At 55.9% G+C, this 22,831-nt stretch carries 21 protein-coding genes; 13 read left to right on the forward strand and 8 right to left on the reverse strand.

Going from position 1 to position 22,831, the window contains the following annotated elements; translation table 11 throughout:
- Window positions 1–58 precede the first annotated feature (58 nt).
- Entirely contained in the window at window positions 59–586 is a 528-nt protein-coding gene (locus INF58_RS03425; protein WP_193527099.1) for a LuxR C-terminal-related transcriptional regulator, read from the reverse strand.
- A 669-nt stretch (window positions 587–1,255) separates the two neighbouring features.
- Here INF58_RS03425 and pgaA point away from each other — a divergent pair.
- From pgaA to pgaD, 4 genes are read left to right on the forward strand one after another with little or no spacing between them, the layout of a single operon-like run.
- Window positions 1,256–3,694 carry a poly-beta-1,6 N-acetyl-D-glucosamine export porin PgaA gene (gene pgaA, locus INF58_RS03430; protein ID WP_193527004.1) on the forward strand — a complete coding sequence of 813 codons (2,439 nt, stop codon included), beginning with the start codon at window positions 1,256–1,258 and terminating at the stop codon, window positions 3,692–3,694.
- An 8-nt stretch (window positions 3,695–3,702) separates the two neighbouring features.
- On the forward strand, window positions 3,703–5,640 hold the full coding sequence (pgaB, locus tag INF58_RS03435; RefSeq protein ID WP_193527005.1) for a poly-beta-1,6-N-acetyl-D-glucosamine N-deacetylase PgaB: 1,938 nt from the start codon (window positions 3,703–3,705) through the stop codon (window positions 5,638–5,640).
- Entirely contained in the window at window positions 5,633–6,964 is a 1,332-nt protein-coding gene (pgaC, locus tag INF58_RS03440; protein ID WP_193527006.1) for a poly-beta-1,6-N-acetyl-D-glucosamine synthase, read from the forward strand. The genes pgaB and pgaC overlap by 8 nt, the downstream gene beginning before the upstream one ends.
- A complete protein-coding gene (gene pgaD / locus INF58_RS03445; RefSeq protein ID WP_063451195.1) occupies window positions 6,961–7,395 on the forward strand; it encodes a poly-beta-1,6-N-acetyl-D-glucosamine biosynthesis protein PgaD in 435 nt (144 codons plus the stop codon). Before pgaC ends, pgaD begins: the two co-directional genes overlap by 4 nt.
- A gap of 51 nt (window positions 7,396–7,446) precedes the next feature.
- On the opposite strand, the gene gss is transcribed toward pgaD, so the two are convergent.
- The gene (gene gss / locus INF58_RS03450) at window positions 7,447–9,309 is read right to left on the reverse strand and encodes a bifunctional glutathionylspermidine amidase/synthase (RefSeq protein WP_193527007.1); all 1,863 of its coding nucleotides are present in this window, start codon (window positions 9,307–9,309) and stop codon (window positions 7,447–7,449) included.
- Between the two features lie 182 nt (window positions 9,310–9,491).
- Between gss and yghU the strand changes: the two genes are divergently transcribed.
- Both yghU and fucR read left to right on the forward strand, forming a co-directional pair.
- Window positions 9,492–10,358 carry a glutathione-dependent disulfide-bond oxidoreductase gene (gene yghU / locus INF58_RS03455; RefSeq protein WP_063451193.1) on the forward strand — a complete coding sequence of 289 codons (867 nt, stop codon included), beginning with the start codon at window positions 9,492–9,494 and terminating at the stop codon, window positions 10,356–10,358.
- A gap of 91 nt (window positions 10,359–10,449) precedes the next feature.
- Entirely contained in the window at window positions 10,450–11,184 is a 735-nt protein-coding gene (fucR, locus tag INF58_RS03460) for an L-fucose operon activator (protein ID WP_063451243.1), read from the forward strand.
- Window positions 11,185–11,186: 2 nt separating this feature from the next.
- Here the strand turns inward: fucR and INF58_RS03465 are convergent, their stop codons facing one another.
- Complete coding sequence (locus INF58_RS03465; RefSeq protein ID WP_193527008.1) at window positions 11,187–12,734, reverse strand: methyl-accepting chemotaxis protein; 1,548 nt, start codon at window positions 12,732–12,734, stop codon at window positions 11,187–11,189.
- A gap of 277 nt (window positions 12,735–13,011) precedes the next feature.
- Between INF58_RS03465 and INF58_RS03470 the strand changes: the two genes are divergently transcribed.
- On the forward strand, window positions 13,012–14,052 hold the full coding sequence (locus tag INF58_RS03470) for an aldo/keto reductase (RefSeq protein WP_193527009.1): 1,041 nt from the start codon (window positions 13,012–13,014) through the stop codon (window positions 14,050–14,052).
- 67 nt (window positions 14,053–14,119) lie between these two features.
- Here INF58_RS03470 and INF58_RS03475 read toward each other — a convergent pair whose 3' ends face one another.
- Both INF58_RS03475 and INF58_RS03480 read right to left on the reverse strand, forming a co-directional pair.
- Window positions 14,120–14,608: a TIGR00645 family protein gene (locus tag INF58_RS03475; protein WP_003862473.1), complete on the reverse strand. Its 489-nt coding sequence runs from the start codon at window positions 14,606–14,608 to the stop codon at window positions 14,120–14,122.
- Window positions 14,609–14,651: 43 nt separating this feature from the next.
- Complete coding sequence (locus tag INF58_RS03480; RefSeq protein ID WP_131636393.1) at window positions 14,652–15,155, reverse strand: ESA_00282 family adhesion-associated protein; 504 nt, start codon at window positions 15,153–15,155, stop codon at window positions 14,652–14,654.
- A 102-nt stretch (window positions 15,156–15,257) separates the two neighbouring features.
- Between INF58_RS03480 and INF58_RS03485 the strand changes: the two genes are divergently transcribed.
- Window positions 15,258–15,662, forward strand: a complete 405-nt coding sequence (locus tag INF58_RS03485) for a hypothetical protein (RefSeq protein WP_193033605.1) — start codon at window positions 15,258–15,260, stop codon at window positions 15,660–15,662.
- Window position 15,663: 1 nt separating this feature from the next.
- Window positions 15,664–16,092: a cytoplasmic protein gene (locus INF58_RS03490; RefSeq protein WP_193527010.1), complete on the forward strand. Its 429-nt coding sequence runs from the start codon at window positions 15,664–15,666 to the stop codon at window positions 16,090–16,092.
- 91 nt (window positions 16,093–16,183) lie between these two features.
- Here INF58_RS03490 and exbD read toward each other — a convergent pair whose 3' ends face one another.
- Both exbD and exbB read right to left on the reverse strand, forming a co-directional pair.
- Complete coding sequence (exbD, locus tag INF58_RS03495) at window positions 16,184–16,609, reverse strand: TonB system transport protein ExbD (protein ID WP_001251472.1); 426 nt, start codon at window positions 16,607–16,609, stop codon at window positions 16,184–16,186.
- A 4-nt stretch (window positions 16,610–16,613) separates the two neighbouring features.
- Window positions 16,614–17,345 (reverse strand): tol-pal system-associated acyl-CoA thioesterase, encoded by a 732-nt coding sequence (exbB, locus tag INF58_RS03500; RefSeq protein WP_063451187.1) that lies wholly within the window; start codon window positions 17,343–17,345, stop codon window positions 16,614–16,616.
- A gap of 250 nt (window positions 17,346–17,595) precedes the next feature.
- Between exbB and metC the strand changes: the two genes are divergently transcribed.
- On the forward strand, window positions 17,596–18,783 hold the full coding sequence (metC, locus tag INF58_RS03505) for a cystathionine beta-lyase (RefSeq protein ID WP_193527011.1): 1,188 nt from the start codon (window positions 17,596–17,598) through the stop codon (window positions 18,781–18,783).
- 142 nt (window positions 18,784–18,925) lie between these two features.
- Window positions 18,926–19,585, forward strand: a complete 660-nt coding sequence (gene yghB / locus INF58_RS03510) for a DedA family general envelope maintenance protein YghB (RefSeq protein WP_063867767.1) — start codon at window positions 18,926–18,928, stop codon at window positions 19,583–19,585.
- A gap of 45 nt (window positions 19,586–19,630) precedes the next feature.
- Here yghB and INF58_RS03515 read toward each other — a convergent pair whose 3' ends face one another.
- A complete protein-coding gene (locus INF58_RS03515) occupies window positions 19,631–20,530 on the reverse strand; it encodes an AraC family transcriptional regulator (protein ID WP_063451185.1) in 900 nt (299 codons plus the stop codon).
- 195 nt (window positions 20,531–20,725) lie between these two features.
- On the opposite strand from INF58_RS03515, the gene yqhD reads away from it, so the two are divergent.
- Both yqhD and dkgA read left to right on the forward strand, forming a co-directional pair.
- Entirely contained in the window at window positions 20,726–21,889 is a 1,164-nt protein-coding gene (gene yqhD, locus INF58_RS03520) for an alcohol dehydrogenase (protein WP_063451184.1), read from the forward strand.
- A 105-nt stretch (window positions 21,890–21,994) separates the two neighbouring features.
- Window positions 21,995–22,822 carry a 2,5-didehydrogluconate reductase DkgA gene (gene dkgA / locus INF58_RS03525; RefSeq protein ID WP_193527012.1) on the forward strand — a complete coding sequence of 276 codons (828 nt, stop codon included), beginning with the start codon at window positions 21,995–21,997 and terminating at the stop codon, window positions 22,820–22,822.
- Window positions 22,823–22,831: the final 9 nt, after the last annotated feature.

Here is a 22,831-nt window from a genome sequence, read left to right on the forward strand (position 1 = left end):
ATGTCCATTAAAAGAACCCGCCCTCGTGGCGGGTTTGTGCTTTTGGCTTCTGACTGAGCTAGGGATCGTTCCCAACCGCGTCCAGCAGTTTGTTTTTGAAGATGAATAAACACGCCTCGTTGAAGTTCCCCGCCCCTAACCGCTCCGACAGCACCGTTCGCTTGCGATAGAGGCTTTTGACCGACATATTCAGCTTATCTGCAATCTCTTCCATTGACCTCCCTGCCTTCAGCAACCGGATCATTACCGCTTCGTGTCGACTCAGGCGTAAGTTAAGCAGCCATTTGGTTGTCAGACGCCTGCCTTTCATATCGAGCACCAGATTGAATAACGACGCCATATCCGGCGCCGTAAGCGACGTGTTCATAAACAGCTTCATACTGAGAAGCTCCTCCTCTCGAGGGTGCATATCCAGCATAACGCAGCAGATCGTTTTTCTCGTTCTGGCCGGATGGCGTATCAGGTAATCATATAAACGGAGCGGCGTACGGCTATCAATCAGTACAGTATATTCATCTGCACCGGTATCAAATATGTTTCTGTCAATCGAACTGAGGCAAATTATATCCGGGAAAAATAGCCGCATCCCCCTGACAAGGAAACAATCCTGAGTCACTAACACAATTGAAGTCGCCACTAACCATCCCTTTTAGATTAAAGCAAGCCCGCCTCTTAAGAAAGAAGAACGCTTTCGCTTATAGCGCTTTACATTAACGGCAAATGTTTTCTGGCTTTGATCATCCCTCAATATGCACATTGGTGAGCTAGACTTTTCGTAGACTATCACTCAATGGCTGACGTTAATTATAAATAAAAAAGAATTTCAGAAAAGTCACTTCCCTTAACATTAAGAATTTTTGTCATGAAACTTCCCAAACACGCACCGGAAAGTACTTTAATTAACTGAGCAGAACTTCATTTCGAATATAACAAAAAGAAAAACAAACGAATAAAAAATAAATATTATCAATAAGTTAAAAACAAAAGCCGCGAATTAAATTATCTAAAAAACCGTCATCTTCCAGAATTATCTCAAAACACCCCACCCGCTTTTCAACTTATTTATCCCCCAACACATCGGGTGTACATTACCCCCAACTGAATCACCGAGATGAGGGCTCATAATTACCTTTAAGTAAGTATCCCGTAACGTAGCACCATTCAGATTTAATGTTCTCCTTTATGGCCTTTAACGCTGAGTTAAAAGGCGGCCGTGTTATGCAATGGATTCATGATAAACAAATGGCAAATAGATATGGAAAGATCGCTTCGCTTCACTACGTTATTCTTTTATCGCACCACAATATTATTACTCCTGCCTTTACTCTTTCCTGTTCTGGTTCAGGCTGATGAATCCGCTTATGCGCATCAGATTCAACAGGCACGTAACGGTAATTACGCTCAGTTTCTTGATTATCTACAGCGCTATGAGCAACAACATGCTTTAACGCCCGAACAGGTTGCGGACTGGTTACAGGTTGCCTCCTGGGCAGGGCGCGATGATGAGGTTATCCAGGTCTGGCAGCGTTATGGCATCTATATGCCGCTGCCCGCTCGCGCCATCGCTGCTGTCGCGCAATCCAGGAGAAACCAAAAGGCCTGGCCATCTGCCCTGTCGCTGTGGAAAGAGGCGCGCAGCCTTGCGCCGGATAACGACGATTACCGCATCGGCTATGTGAAGACCCTGGCCGATGCCCGCATGGATCGTCTCGCGCTATCGGAAGCCCGGCAACTGGTAAAGGAAGAGCCTTCTTCCGCGCACCTTGAGACGCTCTCCTATGTCTGGATGCGCCAGGGAAAAAACAGGGATCGGCTGCTGGCGGACATGCGGGCGCTGAGCGCCGCGCCAGGGAATGAGGCCCTTCTTCGCGAGACGATCGATGCGCTAACGGATAACCGGGTAAGCACGCCCGCACTCTGGCTGTCACAAAACGCGGCGCTCTCTCCTGCGGAGCGCCGCCGCCTTGAGCGTAACGCCGCGGCTGAACGGGTACGCCTGGCGGATGTGCCGGGCAGAACGGAGAAAGAGCGCCTGCGGCTGGCACAAAGCGCATTAGATCGTTACCAGGCCCTGCTTTCCCGCTGGCAAAACGACCCGCAGGCGGCTGAAGACATCATCCTTGCCCGTATCGATCGGCTTGGTGCGCTGTATGCGCAGGGTGATTACCGGCAGGTCATTAGCGAATATCAGGCGCTGACAGCCGCACAGCATCCGGTGCCGGAGTGGGCCATCGGCTGGGTGATCTCTGCATATTTGCAGGAGAAAAACGCCGTCGCCGCCTTCTCGCTTGTGCAACGCTATCCACAATACGCCTCCGATCCGCAGGACGAGGAACATGCGCTTTTCTACGCCTGGCTGGATACGGGGCAGTATCAGGCCGCCCGCCGCTACGTTGAGCGCGAGACCCGCAGCGTTCCCTGGACCCGCTACGATTTCGGGTCCCCCACCGCCCAGCCAAACGATCGGTGGCTTACCGGGCAGTCACTCAACTTTAACTATTTGCTGGCGACCAACGCCCTGCCGGAGGCCGAAAAGCTGGCGCATCGTCTGGCGTCAACGGCACCGGGCAATCAGGGGTTACAGATTGATTATGCCGCCCTGCTTCAGGCGCGGGGCCTGCCGCGCGCGGCCGAGCAAAAGCTTAAGCAAGCAGAGGCGCTTGAACCGTCGAATCTGGAGCTTGAAAAACAGCAGGCTTACGTCGCAATGGACCTTCAGGAGTGGCGACAGATGGATTTACTGGCTGAGGACGTGCTGTCTCGCGCCCCCGCCGATCGCAGCGCCCGCCGCCTGGACCGGCTCAGAGCGGTCCACCATATGTCTGAACTGCGTCTGAACGCGGGTAAAGGATTGCACTCAGATAACCCCGTCAGCGGTACCCACGACATGAGCTGGGACGCCACGCTCTATGGCCCGCCCGTGGCGGATAGCTGGCGGCTGTTTGCCGGCGCCCGCTATGCACAGGGCAATTTTGACGAAGGCAAAGGCATCAGCCGCCACCTGTTGGGCGGCGTTGAGTGGCGGCCACGCGACCTGACGCTCGAAGCCGAGATCTCCAGCAACCGCTATCACGGTGAAAACAAGCCGGGTGCCCGGCTCTCAACGACTTACAGCCTCAGTGACAGCTGGCAGATCAGCGGTAGCCTCGAACGGTTGTCCCGCACCACGCCCTTACGGGCGCTACGCAATGGCATAAGCGCGAACCGAGGCGAAGGCGGAGTGCGCTGGTATCAAAACGAGCGCCGGGAGTATCAGCTTAGCGCCGCCGTCAGCCGCTTCTCAGACCATAACCGCCGTCAGGAATATGTCCTCACGGGGAAAGAACGCCTCTGGCAAACCCCGTCCCTGACGCTGGATCTCGAACCGGGGATCGCCGCCAGTAAAAACAGCCTGCGGGATACGCTTTATTACAACCCGGCGCGGGATCTGTCCGTCACGGCCGCCCTGTCCGTTGACCATGAGATGTACCGCCACTACGACACCCTCTGGAGCCAGCAGATTGTCGCCGGCGGCGGCAGATACTGGCAGAAAAATCAGTCACCTGGCGCCATTACCCTGCTGGGTTACGGGCAACGCATTCAGTGGAATAACGTCGTGGATACCGGGGTAATGCTGAACTGGGATAAACGCCCTTACGACGGCAAACGCGAAAGCAATCTCTCCGTCTCGTTTGATGCGACTTTACGCTTTTAAGGATGACTATGCTGAACACACGTTTTTCAGTGAGACTGTTACTCACCGCCTGTCTCTGCCTCAGCGCGAGCGTTTACGCGCAGGCGCTCTCGTTTATTGCGCCCAAAGAAAGGCCGCAGCAGGAGGCAAGCAAACCCTGGCCGAAAAACCAGTTTCTGGTGCTCGCCTATCACGACGTTGAAGATGATGCCGCCGATCAGCGCTATCTCTCCGTTCGCACCAGCGCGTTAAACGAGCAGATTAGCTGGCTTTTGCATAACGGCTATCACGCCATCAGCGTGCAGGACATTCTTGATGCCCATGAGGGAAAGAAAACGCTGCCGCAGAAAGCCGTTTTACTCAGCTTTGACGATGGCTACAGCAGCTTTTATACCCGCGTCTGGCCGCTGCTTCAGGCATGGAACGTTCCTGCGCTGTGGGCGCCGGTGGGCAGCTGGGTGGATACGCCGTCAAATCAAAAGGTTAACTTCGGCGGTCTGATGACGCCCCGCGATCGGTTCGCGACGTGGGATATGGTGCGCGAGTTAAGCCGCTCCCCGCTGGTTGAAATCGGCGCGCATACCTGGGCCTCCCATTACGGCATTCCGGCCAACCCACAGGGCAGCCGTGAACCGGCCATCGCCAGCCGCTTTTATGATAAAGCGACGGGGCGCTATGAAACTGACGCACAGTTCAGCCAGCGGATCGGCGATGACGTGCGCAAGGTGACGGATAAAATCACCCGGGTAACCGGGAAAGCGCCGCGCGCCTGGGTCTGGCCGTACGGAGCAGCCAACGGCACGTCACTGTCTATTGCCAAAAAAGAGGGCTACCGCCTGGCCTTTACCCTGGAGGACGGACTGGGCGACGTGGGCAATCTCAGCAGCATTCCCCGCCTGCTGATTGCCGGGAATCCCTCGCTCAAAACCTTTGCTAGTACGGTCAGCCAGATCCAGGAGCACGATCCCGTGCGCGTCATGCACGTCGATCTCGACTACGTTTACGATCCCGACCCGGCTCAGCAGGCCCAGAATATCAACAAGCTGGTCCAGCGGGTCTACGACATGAAAATAAGCCATGCTTTCCTCCAGGCCTTTGCCGACCCGCAGGGCGACGGCAAAATCAAAGCGCTCTATTTCCCCAACCGCCGGCTACCGGTTCGGGCCGATCTCTTTAATTTTGTCTCCTGGCAGCTCCAGACCCGGGCGGGCGTGAAGGTCTTCGCGTGGATGCCGGTGCTCTCGTTCGATCTCGATCCTTCCCTGCCGCGCGTTCAGCGTCGGGATCGTCAGACAGGCGCATTGCACGAGGCCACCGATCCCTATATCAGGCTTTCGCCATGGAACCCGCAGGTTCGCCAGCAGGTGACGGAAATCTATGAAGATTTAGCCCGGCATGCCAGCTTCAACGGGATTGTGTTCCATGACGATGCGGTGCTGACGGACGTTGACGATGCCGGGCAGGATACCGCGCGCCAGAGGAGTCAGCTGCTTATTGGGTTTACCCAGGCCTTAAGCCAGGCGGTAAAGGACATTCGTGGTCCGCAAATTAAAACCGCGCGGAATATGTTCGTCTTGCCCATTCTGCAACCCGAAAGCGAAGCGTGGTTTGCGCAGAATCTTGATGATTTTCTGGCGGCCTATGACTGGACGGTACCGATGGCAATGCCCCTGATGGAGTCCGTCCCGGTAGAGGAGAGCAATGCATGGCTTACGCGTTTGGTTAAAGCCGTCGCCGCGCGGCCCGGCGCGCTCAATAAGACCATTTTTGAACTCCAGGCGAGAGACTGGTCGCAAACACCGCAACGCCCCGTTCCCGACGAGCGTCTGGTGGAGTGGATGCGCGTGCTCCAGTTGAACGGCGTCAAAAACTACGGTTACTACCCCGACGATTTCATTAACAACCAGCCTGCTATATCCCGCATCAGGCCTGAATTATCTTCCTACTGGTATCCTGACAATGACTGATCGCATTATCGCATTCTCTATTTTATGTCTGGTGTTCGGGCTGCCATTAGGCGTTGCCGCCCTGTTTACCGGCGAGCTGATCCTGGATTTTGTGTTCTTCTGGCCGCTGTTCATGTCCGTGTTGTGGATAACCGGCGGTCTCTACTTCTGGTTTCAGCTCGAACGACGCTGGCCGTGGGGCAAAGAAACGCCAGCCCCGATGCTCGCCGGTGAGCCGTTAATTTCCATCCTTATTCCCTGCTTCAACGAGGAAAGGAATGCCAGAGAGACCATCAGCGCAGCGCTGGCTCAACGGTATGAAAATATTGAAGTTATCGCCATTAACGACGGATCTTCCGACAACACCGCCCGGGAGCTGCACCAGCTCGCGCTGGAGCAGCCGCGCCTGCGGGTGATTAACCTCGCGGAGAACCAGGGGAAAGCCGTTGCGCTCAAGGCCGGGGCAGCGGCGGCCCGTGGCGATCTGCTGGTCTGCATTGACGGCGACGCCCTGCTTGACCGCGACACGGCGGCGTATCTGGTGGCGCCGCTGATCCAGTATCCCCACGTTGGGGCCGTCACCGGGAACCCGCGCATTCGCACGCGCTCGACGCTGATTGGCCGTATTCAGGTGGGCGAGTTCTCATCCATCATTGGGCTTATCAAACGGACGCAGCGGATCTATGGCCGGGTCTTTACCGTCTCGGGCGTGATCGCCGCCTTTCGCCGCCAGGCGCTGGCGGACGTCGGGTACTGGAGTCCGGACATGATCACGGAAGACATCGACATCAGCTGGAAACTCCAGCTGCGCCACTGGGATATCTTTTTCGAGCCGCGGGCGCTGTGCTGGATCCTGATGCCGGAGACCCTCAAAGGCCTGTGGAAACAGCGTCTGCGCTGGGCGCAGGGCGGCGCGGAGGTGTTTCTGGTCAACCTTCGCAGAATAGTGCGCTGGGAACACCATCGCATGTGGCCCCTGTTTATGGAGTACGCGCTGTCAACGCTGTGGGCGTTTGCTTACGCGGTGACGGTACTGTTATTCCTCATCAGCCATGTCGCGCCGGTGCCCGCCAACCTGACCGTTGAAACCCTCTTTCCACCGGCGTTTACCGGGCTATTGCTGGGCGTTATGTGCCTGATGCAGTTCCTTGTCAGCCTGTACATCGAGCGGCGGTACGAGCGAAAAGTGGCGAGCTCGCTTTTCTGGGTGATTTGGTTCCCGATGGTCTACTGGATGATTGGCCTGTTCACCACCCTTGTTGCATTTCCAAAAGTTATGCTTAAGCGCCAGCGCGGACGCGCACGCTGGATCAGCCCGGACCGGGGAAAAGGACGTCTTCAATGAACGAAAATACCTTAATTTTGACTGAACACCGGCTACTCCCACGCCTTTTCGATACCGCGTTAACGCTGCTGGCGTGGGGAGGATTTCTGTTTTTTCTGTATGCCCGGCTGTGGATGCAGTTAACTGAAGAGAGCGAGTACCGGTGGGGAGACATCATTGCTTCCTTTAACACGGTACTAATTTATTTGCTGCTCGCCGTACTCAACGGCTGGCTTCTGATTTTATGGTATCAGTACAATCGTCGACGTACCCACGTAAGACGCCGTCGTGCGGGCTATTTGCACCATGACGAGCTTGCCAGAAGCTTTGACGTTTCACCGCAGCTTATCTCGGAGATGAGCCAGTACAACCTGCTGACGGTCTATCATGACCAGATCGGCCGCATCATTGATCTCAAGATTAGCGAACAGCAGGACGAGGAAGAAGCGTAAGAAAAAGCCCCCGCCGGTTATCCGGCGGGGGCTTTTTGTCGCGGGTATGAATTACTTATCTTTCACCACAATCAGCGGTTCAATATCGCTCTCTTTTTTCACCACTAGCGACTCATCCCCGCGCAGACAGGTTCCGCCATAGTTCCCGCCCACGGTAAAGGTGCAGACCTGAATGTATTTGCCGTCAACCTTCGGCAGGCACCACAGCTGCTGATAGATATTTTTACGATCGACAAACTTGCCGCTGGATTTATCCAGCAACTCATCCTGAGCGCTGATGAGGTCGATGTTGCTCCCGCAGCGCCCGGCAATAGGCTTAACGGCGTAACCGGTCTGCTTCAGCAGGTCGTTCACCTCGAAGTCGGTATCCAGCAGATAGCGGTGGTTCGGGAACAGCTGCCACAGCACCGGCAGAATCGCCTTGTTACCGGGGATCACCGTCCACAGCGGTTCGAAGACCAGCACTTCCGGGCGCAGAAGGACGTCGATCAGGCGTACTTCACCCTGCGGGTGTCCGGTGCGGATAGGCACGGCGGCGTACTCGGTTTCGCTCACCTCGCGGATCTGCTCAATCGCCGTTTCCCACGCCCAGGTTTTCCATACGCAGTTGACGTGACGGCCTTCATCATCAATCAGTTGCCCGGCTGCATCCCAGCTCAGCGCGCCCAGGCCATGGAGGATTTTGGTTTCAAACCCGGCCTGGATCAGCGAGCGCTGAATAAAGAGTGCGTGGTAATCCTCTTCAGTATCGTTGTCCTGCATGATATGCACGAACGGCCGCGCGTGGCTGTGCTTCCAGGCGCCGGTCAGCTCCTCCAGCAAGCCTTCCGCCGGATTGTGGCCGGTGCCGCGATAGCCGTTTTTCACCCACTCTTCGAGAATGAGCCCGCCCTCGGTATGGCAGGAGGCGGAATCCGCGTTGTACTCGTAAACCTTGATGCCGCGCTCATCCATGCAGAAATCCATACGACCGGTGATCATATGGTGACGACGCCACTGCCAGGAGAGGCGCAGGCGCGGCCAGAGGATTTTCGGGATGTCGAAAAGCGCGAGGAGATTGTCGTCTTTCAGCACCTTGTCGGTGGCGTGGAGGTACATCAGGTGCAGTTCGTTGGTGGCTTTGATCAGCTCCTGCTCGGCGCTTTCGGTAATGGTGAAGTACTGGCAGGGATCTTTGTTGATAACGTGGCCGTTGGCGCGAACGTACGCCTGTTGCAGGGCGTCGTTTTCATTGAGCCATTTCCCGTCAAACTGACGGCTGTTCTTCAGCCGCGCGCCGCTGATTTTCAGCAGCTCACCGTCGATCTCCGGCTGAGGGATGCTGTGTTCAGTCTCCTCCGTCTGGATCATCCAGCCGAGGATCTCGGTATCGCTGAACGTGTCATGAAGCGTATAGCAGCCGTTTTCAACGCTCAGACGCAGCTCGCGCGTCCACTGCTGCCCCAGCGGCAGCGGAGCATGGATAACGTTCTGCTCCGCAATGCGCACCCTGTCGTCCAGCAACTGGGTGATGACGGCCACGTGTCCGGTCTCCTGAAACTCACCGCCCTTTTGCCAGATAAGCAGCGCCCCGGCCTGCGGCGCGCGCTTCGAGCCATTGGCAAAGGCCTGTAACGGCAGAATGTTGTCGTTCACCACCTGGCGTAAAAAACGAAGAGAGAAGATCTCCCACGCCATCCCGACGTCGGTAAAGACAAACCCGTGGTTGAGAAACAGGAAGCGGCGCGCAAACTCAACGCACTGCCATTTATGGCCCATGTATTCGTTGCCGATATAGCTGCGGAACTCCGCGTCTTCCGGGTAGTGGCGCGGATCGAGACTGCCATAATTTGAAGAGTAAATCGCCACGCCACCCGGCGCATAACCTAATAACGTCCCGAAGGGTGCGTCACTGCTTAACGTTCCTTTACGCATGTGTCCAACCTAAAACAGGCAGGCGGCAATTTTTTGTGGGGTTGTCGTCGTCTGCACGTTGTAATTAACTGACAGAGGTGGCGTTATCATACACCCGCCCTGACCATTACGCTCGCATCGTTAAACGGTTCCTATATCTCCTGCTACACTGCCTCAACACAACACCAAAAAGGCAGGCCAACATGTCCGAAAATACCTATCAGCCACCGAAAGTGTGGGAATGGAAACAGAATAACGGCGGCGCGTTCGCCAATATCAACCGTCCTGTCTCGGGCGCCACGCACGAGAAAGAGCTCCCCGTGGGCGCGCACCCGCTCCAGCTGTACTCTCTGGGTACGCCGAATGGACAGAAAGTTACCATCATGCTGGAGGAGCTGCTGGCGCTGGGTGTAACGGGCGCGGAATACGACGCATGGCTAATCCGCATCGGTGAGGGCGATCAGTTCTCCAGCGGGTTTGTCGACGTGAACCCGAACTCGAAGATCCCGGCGCTGCGTGACCACTCTACCACCCCGCCGACGCGCGTCTTTGAATCCGGCAATATCCTGCTCTATCTGGCCGAAAAGTTTGGTCACTTCCTGCCAAAAGATCCGGCAGGACGAACGGAAACCCTGAACTGGCTGTTCTGGTTACAGGGCGCGGCCCCGTTCCTCGGCGGCGGTTTCGGCCACTTCTACAACTATGCGCCGGTGAAGATTGAGTACGCTATCGATCGCTTCACCATGGAAGCTAAACGCCTGTTCGACGTGCTGGACAAACAGCTGGCGCGCGGCCGCTACGTGGCAGGCGAAGAGTACACCATCGCCGATATGGCGATCTGGCCGTGGTTTGGCTGCGTGGCGCTGGGCAGCGTTTACAACGCCGCCGAGTTCCTCGACGCCGGGAAGTACACCAACGTGCAGCGCTGGGCAAAAGATGTGGCGAATCGCCCTGGGGTTAAACGCGGACGCATCGTTAACCGCACCAACGGCGAGCTGAGCGAGCAGTTGCATGAGCGCCATTCAGCGAGCGACTTCGATACCCAGACGGAAGATAAACGTCAGGCCTGACGGATGACCGGGCGGTTCGCCGCCCTTCTTCTGCGATGAGAAAAGTGAGTCAGCACGCGTACGCAAGGAACCTCGTATGTCAGACCAGACGCTGAAAGCAACCCGACAACAGCGCCTTATCGCTTTGCTGAGCAAAAGCGACTGGCTGACCACCGATGTGCTGGCTGAGAAGCTCTCCGTCAGTAAAGAGACAATCCGCCGGGATTTGAAGTCGTTGCAGCAGCAGGGGAAGCTCCTGCGTCAGCACGGACGGGCGCGTCTGATTCATCCCGATAGCCGCGACAGCGGTGAACCCTTTGGCGCACGGCTGAAAAGCCATTATGCCGACAAAGCCGATATTGCCCGCCACGCGCTAGGCTGGATCAGCGAAGGGATGACCATTGCCCTTGATGCCAGTTCGACCTGCTTTCATCTGGCGCGACAGCTTCCGGATATCGAACTCACCGTGTTCACCAATAGCCTGCCTATCTGCCACGAGATGGCGAAGCGCGAGCGGATCACGCTTATCTGTTCCGGCGGAACGCTTGAGCGTAAGTATCGCTGCTATGTTAATCCGGCGCTGGTGACGCAGCTAAAAGGGCTGGAGATCGATCTGTTTATCTTCTCGTGTGAAGGGGTCGATGAGCATGGCGTCCTTTGGGATCCGTCCGAGCACAACGCGGGCTTTAAGGCGCTGCTGTTAAGCCGCGCCAGCCAGTCGCTGCTGCTGATCGACAAAAGTAAACTTATGCGGGCAAGCGAAGTGAAAATCGGCCAGCTGTCGCAGGTGACACAGATTATTCAGAGCGATAAACGTCAGGCCGCCAGTGACGGCCTGACGCGATGATGTTACGCGGAGAGACGGAACTTCTGCACTGAGCGCTGAAGCTCTTCAGTCTGCCGCTCCAGTGCGGCGGCGGCGGCGGAAACCTGCTCCACCAGCGAGGCGTTCTGCTGGGTCACGCCGTCCATCTGGGTGATGGCCACGCCGACCTGCGAAATGCCTTTACTCTGCTCCTCTGACGCGGTGGCGATCTGCTTCATAATGACGGTCACCTCCGTCACGTCCCGCAGGATGGCTTCCATCGTCGTGCCGGTATCGTTCACCAGCTGCGCCCCCTGCGCCACGCGGGAAACGGAATCTGCAATCAGCCCTTCGATCTCCTTTGCCGCGTTCGCGCTGCGGCTGGCCAGATTACGCACCTCACCCGCAACGACCGCAAAGCCACGCCCCTGCTCCCCTGCCCGGGCCGCCTCGACCGCGGCGTTAAGCGCCAGAATGTTGGTCTGGAAGGCGATACTGTTAATCACGGAGGTGATTTCAGCAATCTTCTTCGAGCTGGCTGAGATGCCGCTCATGGTGGTGACGACCTCGTCGACCAGCGAACCGCCGCGGCTGGCCGTGCCGGAGGCAACGTCCGCCAGCTGGCTGGCCTGGCGTGCGCTTTCGGCGTTCAGCTTCACCGTTGCGGTAAGCTGCTCCATGCTCGCCGCCGTCTCTTCCAGCGCAGCGGCCTGCTCTTCGGTACGCGAAGAGAGATCGTTATTCCCGCTGGAGATCTCCGTTGCCCCGCGCCAGATATTCTCGCTGCCGGAACGGATGGTGCTGACCGCCTCACGCAGGCTGTCCTGCATGGCGCTCAGCAGCGGCACCAGCTGGCCCACGCAGTTGCGGCCAATGGGCTCAATCGGCTGGCTGAGATCGCCCTGCGCAATCTGGCGGAACTGCTGGCGGATGCGTTCCAGCGGCTTCACCAGCAGCGCCACCAGGTAGCGGTCGGTGAAGAGCAGGATCAGCAGACCGACGATCGTGGCGGTAACGATCACCGTCCGGGTTATGCTGGTGAGGCTGTCAACCACCACGCGCGTACTGTCGAGCGCCGTCACCGCAGAATTGTTAAAGTTCTCAACCGCGGCGCCAAACGCGCGGCTCAGCGGCGGCGTGACGTTGTTGGCCTGCTGACGATAGCCTTCGAGCGTCGCCTGCTTCGCCTGCGCCATCTGCGGCGTAACGCCCCGATCGAGCAGCGCCTGCCAGGTGGAAATGACCTGCGCAGAGACCGTTTCATCCATCGGGCCCGGGGAGATGGCCTTCATCTCCGCCAGCTTTTTGCTCATGTTATCCAGAGCCTGCTGGGCGGGAGCCAGGTCTGGCGTGCCGCCCGCCGCTTTAACGTCCATCGCGCGGCTCAGGCGGGTGACAAAACGAAAATACTGATCGTTACCCTGGCTCAATACCGTCATTTGCCGGACCAGCTGACGGTCAACGTCGTTACCATCAGAAACGCGGGACAGAGACCAGGTGCTGTAAAGCCCTACGCCCGCCCACATGACACAAAAGATCCCCAGTATCGTCAGCATGACGAAACGGATGGTGAAATTACGAAGCATGTTCATTGAGTGTTCCTTGCCGTGAGGGTGAATTCGCCCAGAGGCGAGTGCTATCCTCGTTATCGGCAGGGACAGGGGAAAAGATAACCCCTTGTGATGATTTATTTAAGCAGTGCTTATTATTCCAGATGATTTTTAAACCAGCTTAACGTTCTCGACCAGCCAGCTCGGCTTCGGGATGGTCATAGTCAGGCGCGTCGTCGCTTATCTCCACGATTTATGATTTGATAGGCTTAGAATAAAAACGCTGTTTCGAAAATTCACCGATAAGAAAGGAGACATCATGTCCTGGCACCCTTACTCCGGCCGATACGAAAATATGCAATACCGATACTGCGGCAAAAGTGGCCTGCGCTTACCGGCGCTGTCGCTGGGCCTGTGGCACAGCTTCGGTCACGTTCAGGCGCTCGATTCCCAGCGTACGCTGCTGCGTAAAGCCTTCGATCTCGGCATTACCCATTTTGACCTTGCCAATAACTACGGCCCTCCTGCGGGCAGCGCTGAAGAGAATTTTGGCCGCCTGCTGCGGGAAGATTTTGCCGGTTATCGCGACGAGCTGATTATCTCCACCAAAGCGGGCTACGACATGTGGCCAGGGCCGTACGGTTCGGGCGGTTCACGTAAATATCTGCTCGCCAGCCTCGACCAGAGCCTGACACGCATGGGCGTGGAGTATGTGGATATTTTCTATTCTCACCGCGTTGACGAACACACGCCGATGGAAGAGACCGCCGCCGCGCTGGCACACGCGGTGCAGAGCGGAAAAGCGCTGTATGTCGGCATTTCGTCTTACTCCACGGAACGCACGACGGCGATGGCCGAACTGCTGCGCGAGTGGAAGATCCCGCTTTTGATCCACCAGCCGTCTTACAACCTGCTTAACCGCTGGGTCGACAAAACTGGCCTGCTGGACGCGCTGGAGAAAAACGGAACGGGCTGTATCGCCTTTACCCCGCTGGCGCAGGGCCTGCTGACCGGTAAATACCTGAACGGTATTCCGGACGGTTCACGCATGCAGCGGGAAGGGAAGAAAGTGCGCGGCCTGACGGAGAACATGCTGACGGAAGCTAACCTGAGTAGCCTTCGTCTGCTGAATGAAATGGCGCACGCGCGCGGGCAGACGATGGCGCAGATGGCGCTAAGCTGGCTGTTGAAAGACGCGCGCGTAACGTCGGTGCTCATTGGTGCGAGCCGCCCTGAGCAGCTGGAAGAGAACGTGCAGGCGCTGAATAACCTGCGCTTTACCGAAGATGAACTGACGCGGATTGACCAGCACGTGGCGGACGGTGAACTGAATTTGTGGCAGGCGTCGTCGGATAAATAGCGCGCCTGCTGCCCTCACCCCGGCCCTCTCCCACAGGAAGAGGGTTAGGGTGAGGGGCGCGGTGAATTTATTTCTTACTGATCTTATCCAGATACCCCATCACAAACGCCGACAGCACAAACGTCAGGTGGATAATGACATACCACATCAGCTTATTGTCCGGGACGTTCTTCGCGTCCATAAAAACGCGTAACAGGTGAATAGACGAAATCGCCACAATTGACGCCGCGACTTTATTTTTCAGCGAGGAGGCGTCCATTTTCCCCAGCCAGCTGAGCTTTTCTTTATGCTCGGCGATATCAAGCTGAGAGACGAAATTCTCATAACCGGAGAACATCACCATCACCAGTAATCCCCCCACCAGCGTCATATCCACCAGCGACAGCAGAACCAGAATCAAATCGGCTTCTGCCACGGAGAAAATGTTTGGCAGGACGTGGAAAATCTCCTGGAAGAACTTGATCGTCAGAGCGACCAGCGCCAGGGAAAGACCAAAATAGACGGGTGCGAGCAGCCAGCGAGAGGCATACATTGCGTTTTCAAAAAAGCGTTCCATAAAATCCTGTCTGCAAACGAAACCAGCGCTCAGTATATCTCAACTACACATCGTTGGGATCTACATCCGGGCGCGCATACTCCGGCCAGACCAGCGCAACCAGTTCCGGGTAGGCTTCCAGGCTAAACTCGCGAAAACACTGGCGCAGATTTAATACGTCCAAATCGGAGTACGACACCTTCTCACCATTCAGACAGCGCTTTTTGATATTGTCATAATATTTATAGACGGCGGAATTAAGGTCGCTACAGCGGCGCTGCGCATCGAACAGGCCGGGCGTGTCATTAATGTCGGACATTTTCATCCGCTTTATTGTCGCATGAAGAAAATCGATATATTCGTGATTCACCCGCCAGTACCACACCGGCGTTACGGCGTTCATCAATACGGAGAAATGATCTTCCCCCTCCTCTTTGGACATCAATTCAGGCTGCGGCGGTTCACTGACGTCTTTTGACACTTTCGTTTTATTGAACTCTTGCATCAATAAAAGCACGCCAGCGGTCAGTAATAGTAACGTTATGACCGTAAAGAAAATGCTGTTCATGGGTAGGCTCCATTTTTTTTGATTTTAAAATTGCCTCATGTTATTGTCAACGAATCTCACCCTTTTTCCAACCCCACCCTTTTGAAATTAAAGGAAATTAAAATGCTGCCCGACAATATTGTCCCGGCAAAGTACCACATTACGCCTGTGGAACAGCCTTCGGCGGAAGCAGATAAAGAGGCGAATTTCACTCAAGGAAAAAGAAAACTCTCCGACTACGAAGCCGACATATTAATTGGTGTTTCGCGCACCGGCAAATCTCGTAATATGGTGCTGGAAGAGCACGATCGCCATTTAAAAGAACGTTTATTTCGGGCCATCAAGATTGAAGCTCTGGTTCATCTGCTGAATGATTTACAGGCCGAAGGGGAAATAGATGCCCAGACTTTAAGTCAAATAATGGCCGAGAAAACGCAGCAAATAAATGAAGCGGGCAATGAAATTTGGCTTAATTTAATTACGCGTGAAAAAAACAATCCCATTTTTTATCAGCTGGGGGAAGATTAACGTGAATGATGATACCGGTAATAACGTTTATTTGACTTTAGATGATAAGAAAAGCGATGAATTTATCTTAAAGCAAAATCTCGACGCCCTCAAAAAGATAAAAAATGACGAGATGACGCGTATTACGCAGGATTTAATTTCAATTCCGGCCACGCTGGTGCGCCTGAAATGGCAGAACCGCCGGGAGATTTATGCCTTGCAGGTCAAAGAGGAAATTTACGGTGCGGTGATGAACGCCATTATTGAACAGCGCCCTGAGCTGAAGGAGAAGATCCTCGGGCGGCTGGAGGCGAGCTATCAGTACCTGCTGGCACGCGAAACCGCCACCCTGCGCCTGACCCGTAAACTCTCGGAAGGCAACTATCGCACATCAAACGTCACCTGCGTGGCGCTCGATGAAGAGGCGTCAACAACATCTTCCGACTGCTGACAACGTGGTTCGCCCGGCGGCGCTAGCCTGAAATTGTAGGCCGGGTAAGGCGAAGCCGCCACCCGGCACGGAAGGCGGCTTCGCCTTCGTTTTACTTCGCGGCCGCTTTCTCTTCGCCGACCAGACCAATCTTCAGGTAACCCGCCTGATGCAGCGTGTCCATTACCTTCATCATGGTTTCGTAATCGACGGTTTTATCCGCGCGGAAGAAGACGGTGGTGTCTTTCTTGCCGCCGGTCAGCTGGTCCAGCGCCGGAATAACCGAGGCATCCGTCACCGGGTCGTTGCCCAGGAACATGGATTTGTCAGCCTTCACCGACAGGTAGATAGGCTTTTCCGGACGCGGCTGCGGCTGGCTGGAGGACGCAGGCAGATTCACCTTTACGTCCACCGTCGCCAGCGGCGCGGCAACCATAAAGATAATCAGCAGAACCAGCATGACGTCGATAAACGGCGTCACGTTGATCTCATGCATTTCACCGTTATCGTCCAGATTTTCATTAAGACGCATTGCCATACAATCAACCTACGCGCAGTTTGGAGGCCGCATGCACCGGTTTAACGGCGCTGGCGTTCAGGTCCAGGTCGCGGCTTTGCAGCAGCAGAACCTGCGCGGCAACGTCGCCCAGCGTGGCTTTGTAACTGCCAATCATGCGCGCAAAGATGTTATAGATAACCACCGCCGGGATAGCGGCAACCAGACCGATAGCCGTTGCCAGCAGCGCTTCTGCGATACCCGGCGCGACGACCGCAAGGTTAGTGGTCTGCGTCTGGGCGATGCCGATAAAGCTGTTCATGATGCCCCAGACGGTACCAAACAGGCCGACAAACGGGGAGATGGCGCCGATAGTCGCCAGATAGCCGTTACCGCGGCCCATATGACGGCCTACGGCTGCAACGCGACGCTCCAGACGGAAGCCGGTACGCTCTTTAATGCCTTCGTTATCTTCACTGCCTGCGGAGAGTTCCAGCTCGTTCTGAGCTTCATTCACTAACAGGGTGGTCAGGCTTTTCGCATGGAAGGATGAGGTGATATCAGAAGCCTGATCCAGAGAGCGGGCTTCTGCCAGCTGCTTCTGCTCACGCTTGAGGCGACGTTTTTGTGAAAGAAGTTCGGCGCTCTTGCTGAAGAAGATAGCCCAGGTGATCACGGACGCCAGAATCAGGCCGATCATCACAATCTTAACTACGATGTCAGCATGATGGTACATGCCCCAAACGGAGAGATCCGTCTGCATCAAATTATTACCCACTCTGTATCTCCAGGACGCAAATCACAAATCTGAACGTAATAATATCAAAACGTCGTCGAATTGATAGTAGTTCTCATTAGTATTTACATAGTGCCGTAATTTTCGCTCACTTTCCTTGCGCTTACGCAGTAAAAATTTTTTATGCGTATTTTTAATAATATTTTCTGCTTATTCGATAAGCATCCGGATGCACATTCTGACAATCATGGTAGTCTGGACGTCCAGACGTATAAAAATAGGGTTAGCGAATATGACTAATAAGCAGCTTGAGACCACGCTGGTGCAGGCAGGACGCAGTAAGAAATACACCCAGGGCTCCGTCAACAGCGTGATCCAGCGCGCCTCCTCGCTGGTGTTTGATACCGTCGAGGATAAAAAAATCGCCACGCGTAATCGCGCGAAGGGCGGGCTGTTTTACGGTCGTCGCGGCACACTAACCCATTTCTCGTTGCAGGAAGCCATGTGCGAACTGGAGGGCGGCGCGGGCTGCGCGCTGTTCCCGTGCGGCGCGGCGGCGGTCGCCAATACCATTCTGGCGTTTGTGGAACAGGGCGACCACGTCCTGATGACCAATACCGCCTACGAACCAAGCCAGGACTTCTGCACCAAAATTCTCAGCAAGCTCGGCGTCACCACCAGCTGGTTCGATCCGCTGATTGGGTCAGGCATTGCCGGGCTTGTTCAGCCAAACACGCGCGTGGTGTTCCTGGAATCTCCCGGCTCCATCACCATGGAAGTGCATGACGTCCCGGCCATCGTGAACGCGGTGCGCAGTATCGCGCCGGAAGCGATTATCATGATCGACAATACCTGGGCGGCAGGCGTGCTGTTTAAAGCGCTGGACTTTGATATTGATATCTCCATACAGGCGGCGACTAAATATCTGATTGGCCATTCCGACGGCATGATCGGTACGGCGGTAGCTAACGCCCGCTGCTGGGATCAACTGCGTGAAAACGCCTACCTGATGGGTCAGATGGTGGATGCCGATACCGCCTACATGACCAGCCGGGGTATTCGTACGCTCGGCGTGCGTCTGCGTCAGCACCACGAAAGCAGCTTGCAAATTGCCCAGTGGCTGGCGCTGCATCCGCAGGTGGAGCGCGTTAACCATCCGGCGCTGCCGGGCAGCAAAGGCCACGAATACTGGCAACGTGACTTTACGGGCAGCAGCGGGCTGTTCTCATTTGTTCTTAAAAAGCGCCTGAATGACGCCGAGCTGGCGCGCTATCTGGATCACTTTACCCTCTTCAGCATGGCCTATTCCTGGGGTGGATTTGAATCGCTGATCCTGCCTAACCAGCCGGAGCAGATTGCGGCCCTGCGCCCGGGCGGCGAGGTGGACTTTGAGGGGACCTTAATCCGCCTGCATATCGGGCTGGAAAATGTGGACGATTTAATTGCGGATTTATCGGCAGGGTTTGAGCGCATCGTGTAAAGTGCTGACTGAAATGTACTCCCCGGAAGCCATTCTGAACACCGCAAGCGGAAAAGTCTGTATGAGATGCGCCTGCGATCAACCCCTACAGGCAAATTTGGGAGTACAATAGCGTTATATCTGCTGTTCCACAGGAAAGTCCATGGCTGTTATTCAAAATATCATCACGGCGCTCTGGCAACACGATTTTGCCGCGCTGGCGGACCCGCATGTCGTCGGGATTGTCTATTTCGTGATGTTCGCGACGCTGTTTCTGGAAAATGGACTACTGCCAGCCTCATTTTTACCCGGAGACAGCCTGCTTCTGCTCGCAGGAGCGTTAATCGGCAAGGGCGTGATGGACTTCGCACCGACAATGGTGATCCTCACCTCTGCGGCCAGTCTCGGCTGCTGGCTGAGCTATTTGCAGGGGCGCTGGCTTGGAAACACCCGCGTGGTGAAGGGCTGGCTGGCGCAGCTGCCGCAAAAATACCACCAGCGTGCGACCTGCATGTTTGACCGCCACGGCCTGCTGGCGCTGCTCGCCGGGCGTTTTCTGGCGTTTGTGCGTACCCTGCTGCCAACCATGGCGGGAATTTCAGGCCTGTCTAACCGCCGCTTCCAGTTCTTCAACTGGCTGAGTGCCCTGCTCTGGGTGGGCGTGGTCACCACGCTCGGCTACGCGCTGAATATGATCCCCTTTGTTAAGCGCCATGAAGACCAGGTGATGACGTTCCTGATGGTGCTGCCGATCTTCCTGCTGGTTGCTGGGCTGGTGGGTACCATTGCGGTGGTGATTAAGAAAAAGTATTGCAGTGCATAACCAAAAGCCGGGTGGCGCTACCGCTTACCCGGCCTACGTTTCCCCTCAGGCTCCCTGCATGGTTCGGATGCGCGACGCATCTTCCCCCGGCGTAACGCCGAAGTAACGCTTAAACTCCCGACTAAACTGCGACGCGCTTTCATATCCAACCCGCATCGCCGCCGCGCTGGCCTTCATGCCATCGTGGATCATCAGCATCCGCGCCTTGTGCAGACGGTAGGTTTTGAGGTACTGCAACGGCGACGTGCTGGTGACGGATTTAAAGTTATGGTGAAACGCCGAGACGCTCATATTGGCTTCCGCCGCCAGCTGGTCAACGCTGAGGTTTTCGGTGTACTGGCTCTCAATGCGCTTCAGCACGCGGCTAATCAGGCTGAAGTGCGTTTGCCGGCTTACCAGCGCCAGCAGCGCCCCGCCGCCCGGCCCCAGCAGCACGTGATAAAGAATTTCGCGGATAATCTGCTTTCCGAGAATACGGGCGTCCAGCGGCCTTTCCATCACATCTAACAGGCGTTCGATCGCGCAAAGAATTTCATCCGATAAGGTCGCGGAGTTAATGCCGCTTGCCGCCATCGACGGCCGGAACAGTTCGTCCTCCCCAATCTCCATCAGCAGCTCCTGCAACTGGAGGATATCGACGTTGACGCGGATCCCGGCCAGGGGCACATCCTCTGTCGCGAAGGTTTCACATTCGAAGGGTAAAGGTACTGTCAGAAGCAGATATTCATTGGGATCGTAACGGAAAACGCGCTCGTTGATATAGCCAATCTTATGGCCAGAAAAGAGAAAAACGATGCCGGGCTGATACATCACCGGGGTGCGTGTACCGGGCTGGGTTCCGTAGAGCAGCCGAATATCCGGCAATAGCCCGGACACATTATTTCCATTATCTGTCAGTCTCTTAATCTGCGACGTTAGTTGATGGCAGATGGCATCACGGTTCATTTTCAGTTACTCCGGGTACGGTTTCCGACGTTAATAGTGTGCGCATTTTCTTACCGTTTCTCCAGCGCGCTGTAGAAATGGGCAAGACATCGGCAGGAATGTGCATTGAGAGGATAGCGCCTGCCCGCCACAATGTGCAGCATCAGGTTGCCTTCTGCGCCACCACGATTTTTTACCCACTACAGGGAACAAGCCATGAACAACTTTAACCTTCACACCCCAACCCGCATTCTGTTTGGTAAAGACGCTATCGCTGACCTGCGTGCACAAATCCCGACGGACGCCCGCGTCCTGATTACCTACGGCGGCGGCAGCGTGAAAAAAACCGGCGTACTGGATCAGGTTTACCGCGCGCTGGAAGGACTGGACGTGCGCGAGTTCGGCGGGATCGAGCCTAACCCGTCTTATGAAACGCTGATGAACGCGGTGAAAATCGCCCGCGAGGAGCAGATCACCTTCCTGCTGGCGGTGGGCGGCGGCTCCGTGCTGGACGGCACCAAATTCATCGCGGCGGCAGCGCATTACGCTGACGGCATCGACCCGTGGCATATTCTGGAAACGGGCGGCAGCGACATTAGCAGTGCCATCCCGATGGGCTCCGTGTTGACGCTGCCGGCCACCGGCTCTGAATCCAACAAAGGCGCGGTCATCTCCCGTAAAACCACCGGTGACAAGCAGGCCTTTATGAACGAACACGTTCAGCCCGTGTTCGCGATCCTCGATCCGGTTTACACCTATACCCTGCCTGCACGTCAGGTGGCGAACGGCGTGGTTGACGCCTTTGTTCACACCGTTGAGCAGTACGTGACTTATCCTGTTAATGCCAAAATTCAGGATCGCTTTGCGGAAGGCATTCTGCTGACGCTGATTGAGGAAGGTCCGAAAGCGCTGAAAGAGCCTGAAAACTACGACGTGCGTGCCAACGTCATGTGGGCCGCCACCCAGGCGCTGAACGGCCTGATCGGTGCAGGCGTGCCGCAGGACTGGGCTACCCATATGCTCGGCCACGAGCTGACGGCGATGCACGGACTGGATCACGCCCAGACGCTGGCGGTGGTTCTGCCTGCGCTGTGGAACGAAAAACGTGACGTTAAACGCGCCAAGCTGCTCCAGTACGCCGAACGCGTGTGGAACATCACCGAGGGTTCCGACGATGCGCGTATTGATGCCGCGATTGCAGCCACCCGTCAGTTCTTTGAAAGCCTGGGTGTGCCAACGCGTCTTTCTGACTACGGCCTGGACGGCAGCTCCATCCCTGCCCTGCTGGCGAAACTGGAAGCACACGGCATGACGCAGATCGGCGAGCATGGCGACATCACCCTGGACGTCAGCCGTCGCATTTACGAAGCGGCACGCTAAGCGTTTTTAGGATCCTGACTTTCGTTTTTTGACATTTCGTCCAGACTTAATGCACATCACATCGTCGGAGGTTCCCTCCGGCGATGAGCACCTGAAGGAGGAAAAATGGCAAACCAAACCGTAATCAAGCTACAGGACGGCAACGTGATGCCCCAGCTGGGGCTAGGTGTATGGAAAGCCGGTAACGACGAGGTCGTCTCCGCCATTCATAAAGCCCTGGAAGTCGGCTATCGGTCCATCGATACTGCCGCCGCCTATAAAAACGAGGACGGCGTGGGGACCGCGCTTGCCAGCGCTGGCGTTCCCCGCGATGAGTTATTCATCACCACCAAGCTGTGGAACGACGATCAAAAGCGTCCCCGCGAAGCGTTGCAGGAGAGCCTGGAGAAACTCCAGCTCGATTTTGTCGATCTCTATCTGATGCACTGGCCGGTTCCGGCTATCGATCATTACGTTGATGCCTGGAAGGGGATGATTGACCTGCAAAAAGAGGGGCTGATTAAAAGCATCGGCATCTGTAATTTCCAGGTTCATCACCTGCAACGCCTGATTGATGAAACGGGCGTCGCGCCGGTAATTAACCAGATTGAGCTGCATCCGCTGATGCAGCAGCGCCAGCTTCATTCGTGGAACGCCACGCACAAGATCCAGACCGAATCCTGGAGCCCGCTGGCTCAGGGCGGCGAAGGAGTGTTTGACCAGAAAATTATCCGCGAGCTGGCGGATAAGTACGGCAAAACGCCGGCGCAGATTGTCATCCGCTGGCATCTGGACAGCGGTCTGGTAGTGATCCCGAAATCGGTCACGCCGTCGCGTATCGCCGAGAACTTCGACGTCTGGGATTTCCGCCTGGATAAAGACGAACTGGGTGAGATTGCGAAGCTGGATCAGGGTAAGCGCCTTGGGCCAGACCCGGACCAGTTTGGCGGTTAATAAAAAACC

It is taken from the genome of Enterobacter cloacae complex sp. P24RS, from assembly GCF_014982165.1.
GTDB lineage: Bacteria > Pseudomonadota > Gammaproteobacteria > Enterobacterales > Enterobacteriaceae > Enterobacter > Enterobacter quasihormaechei.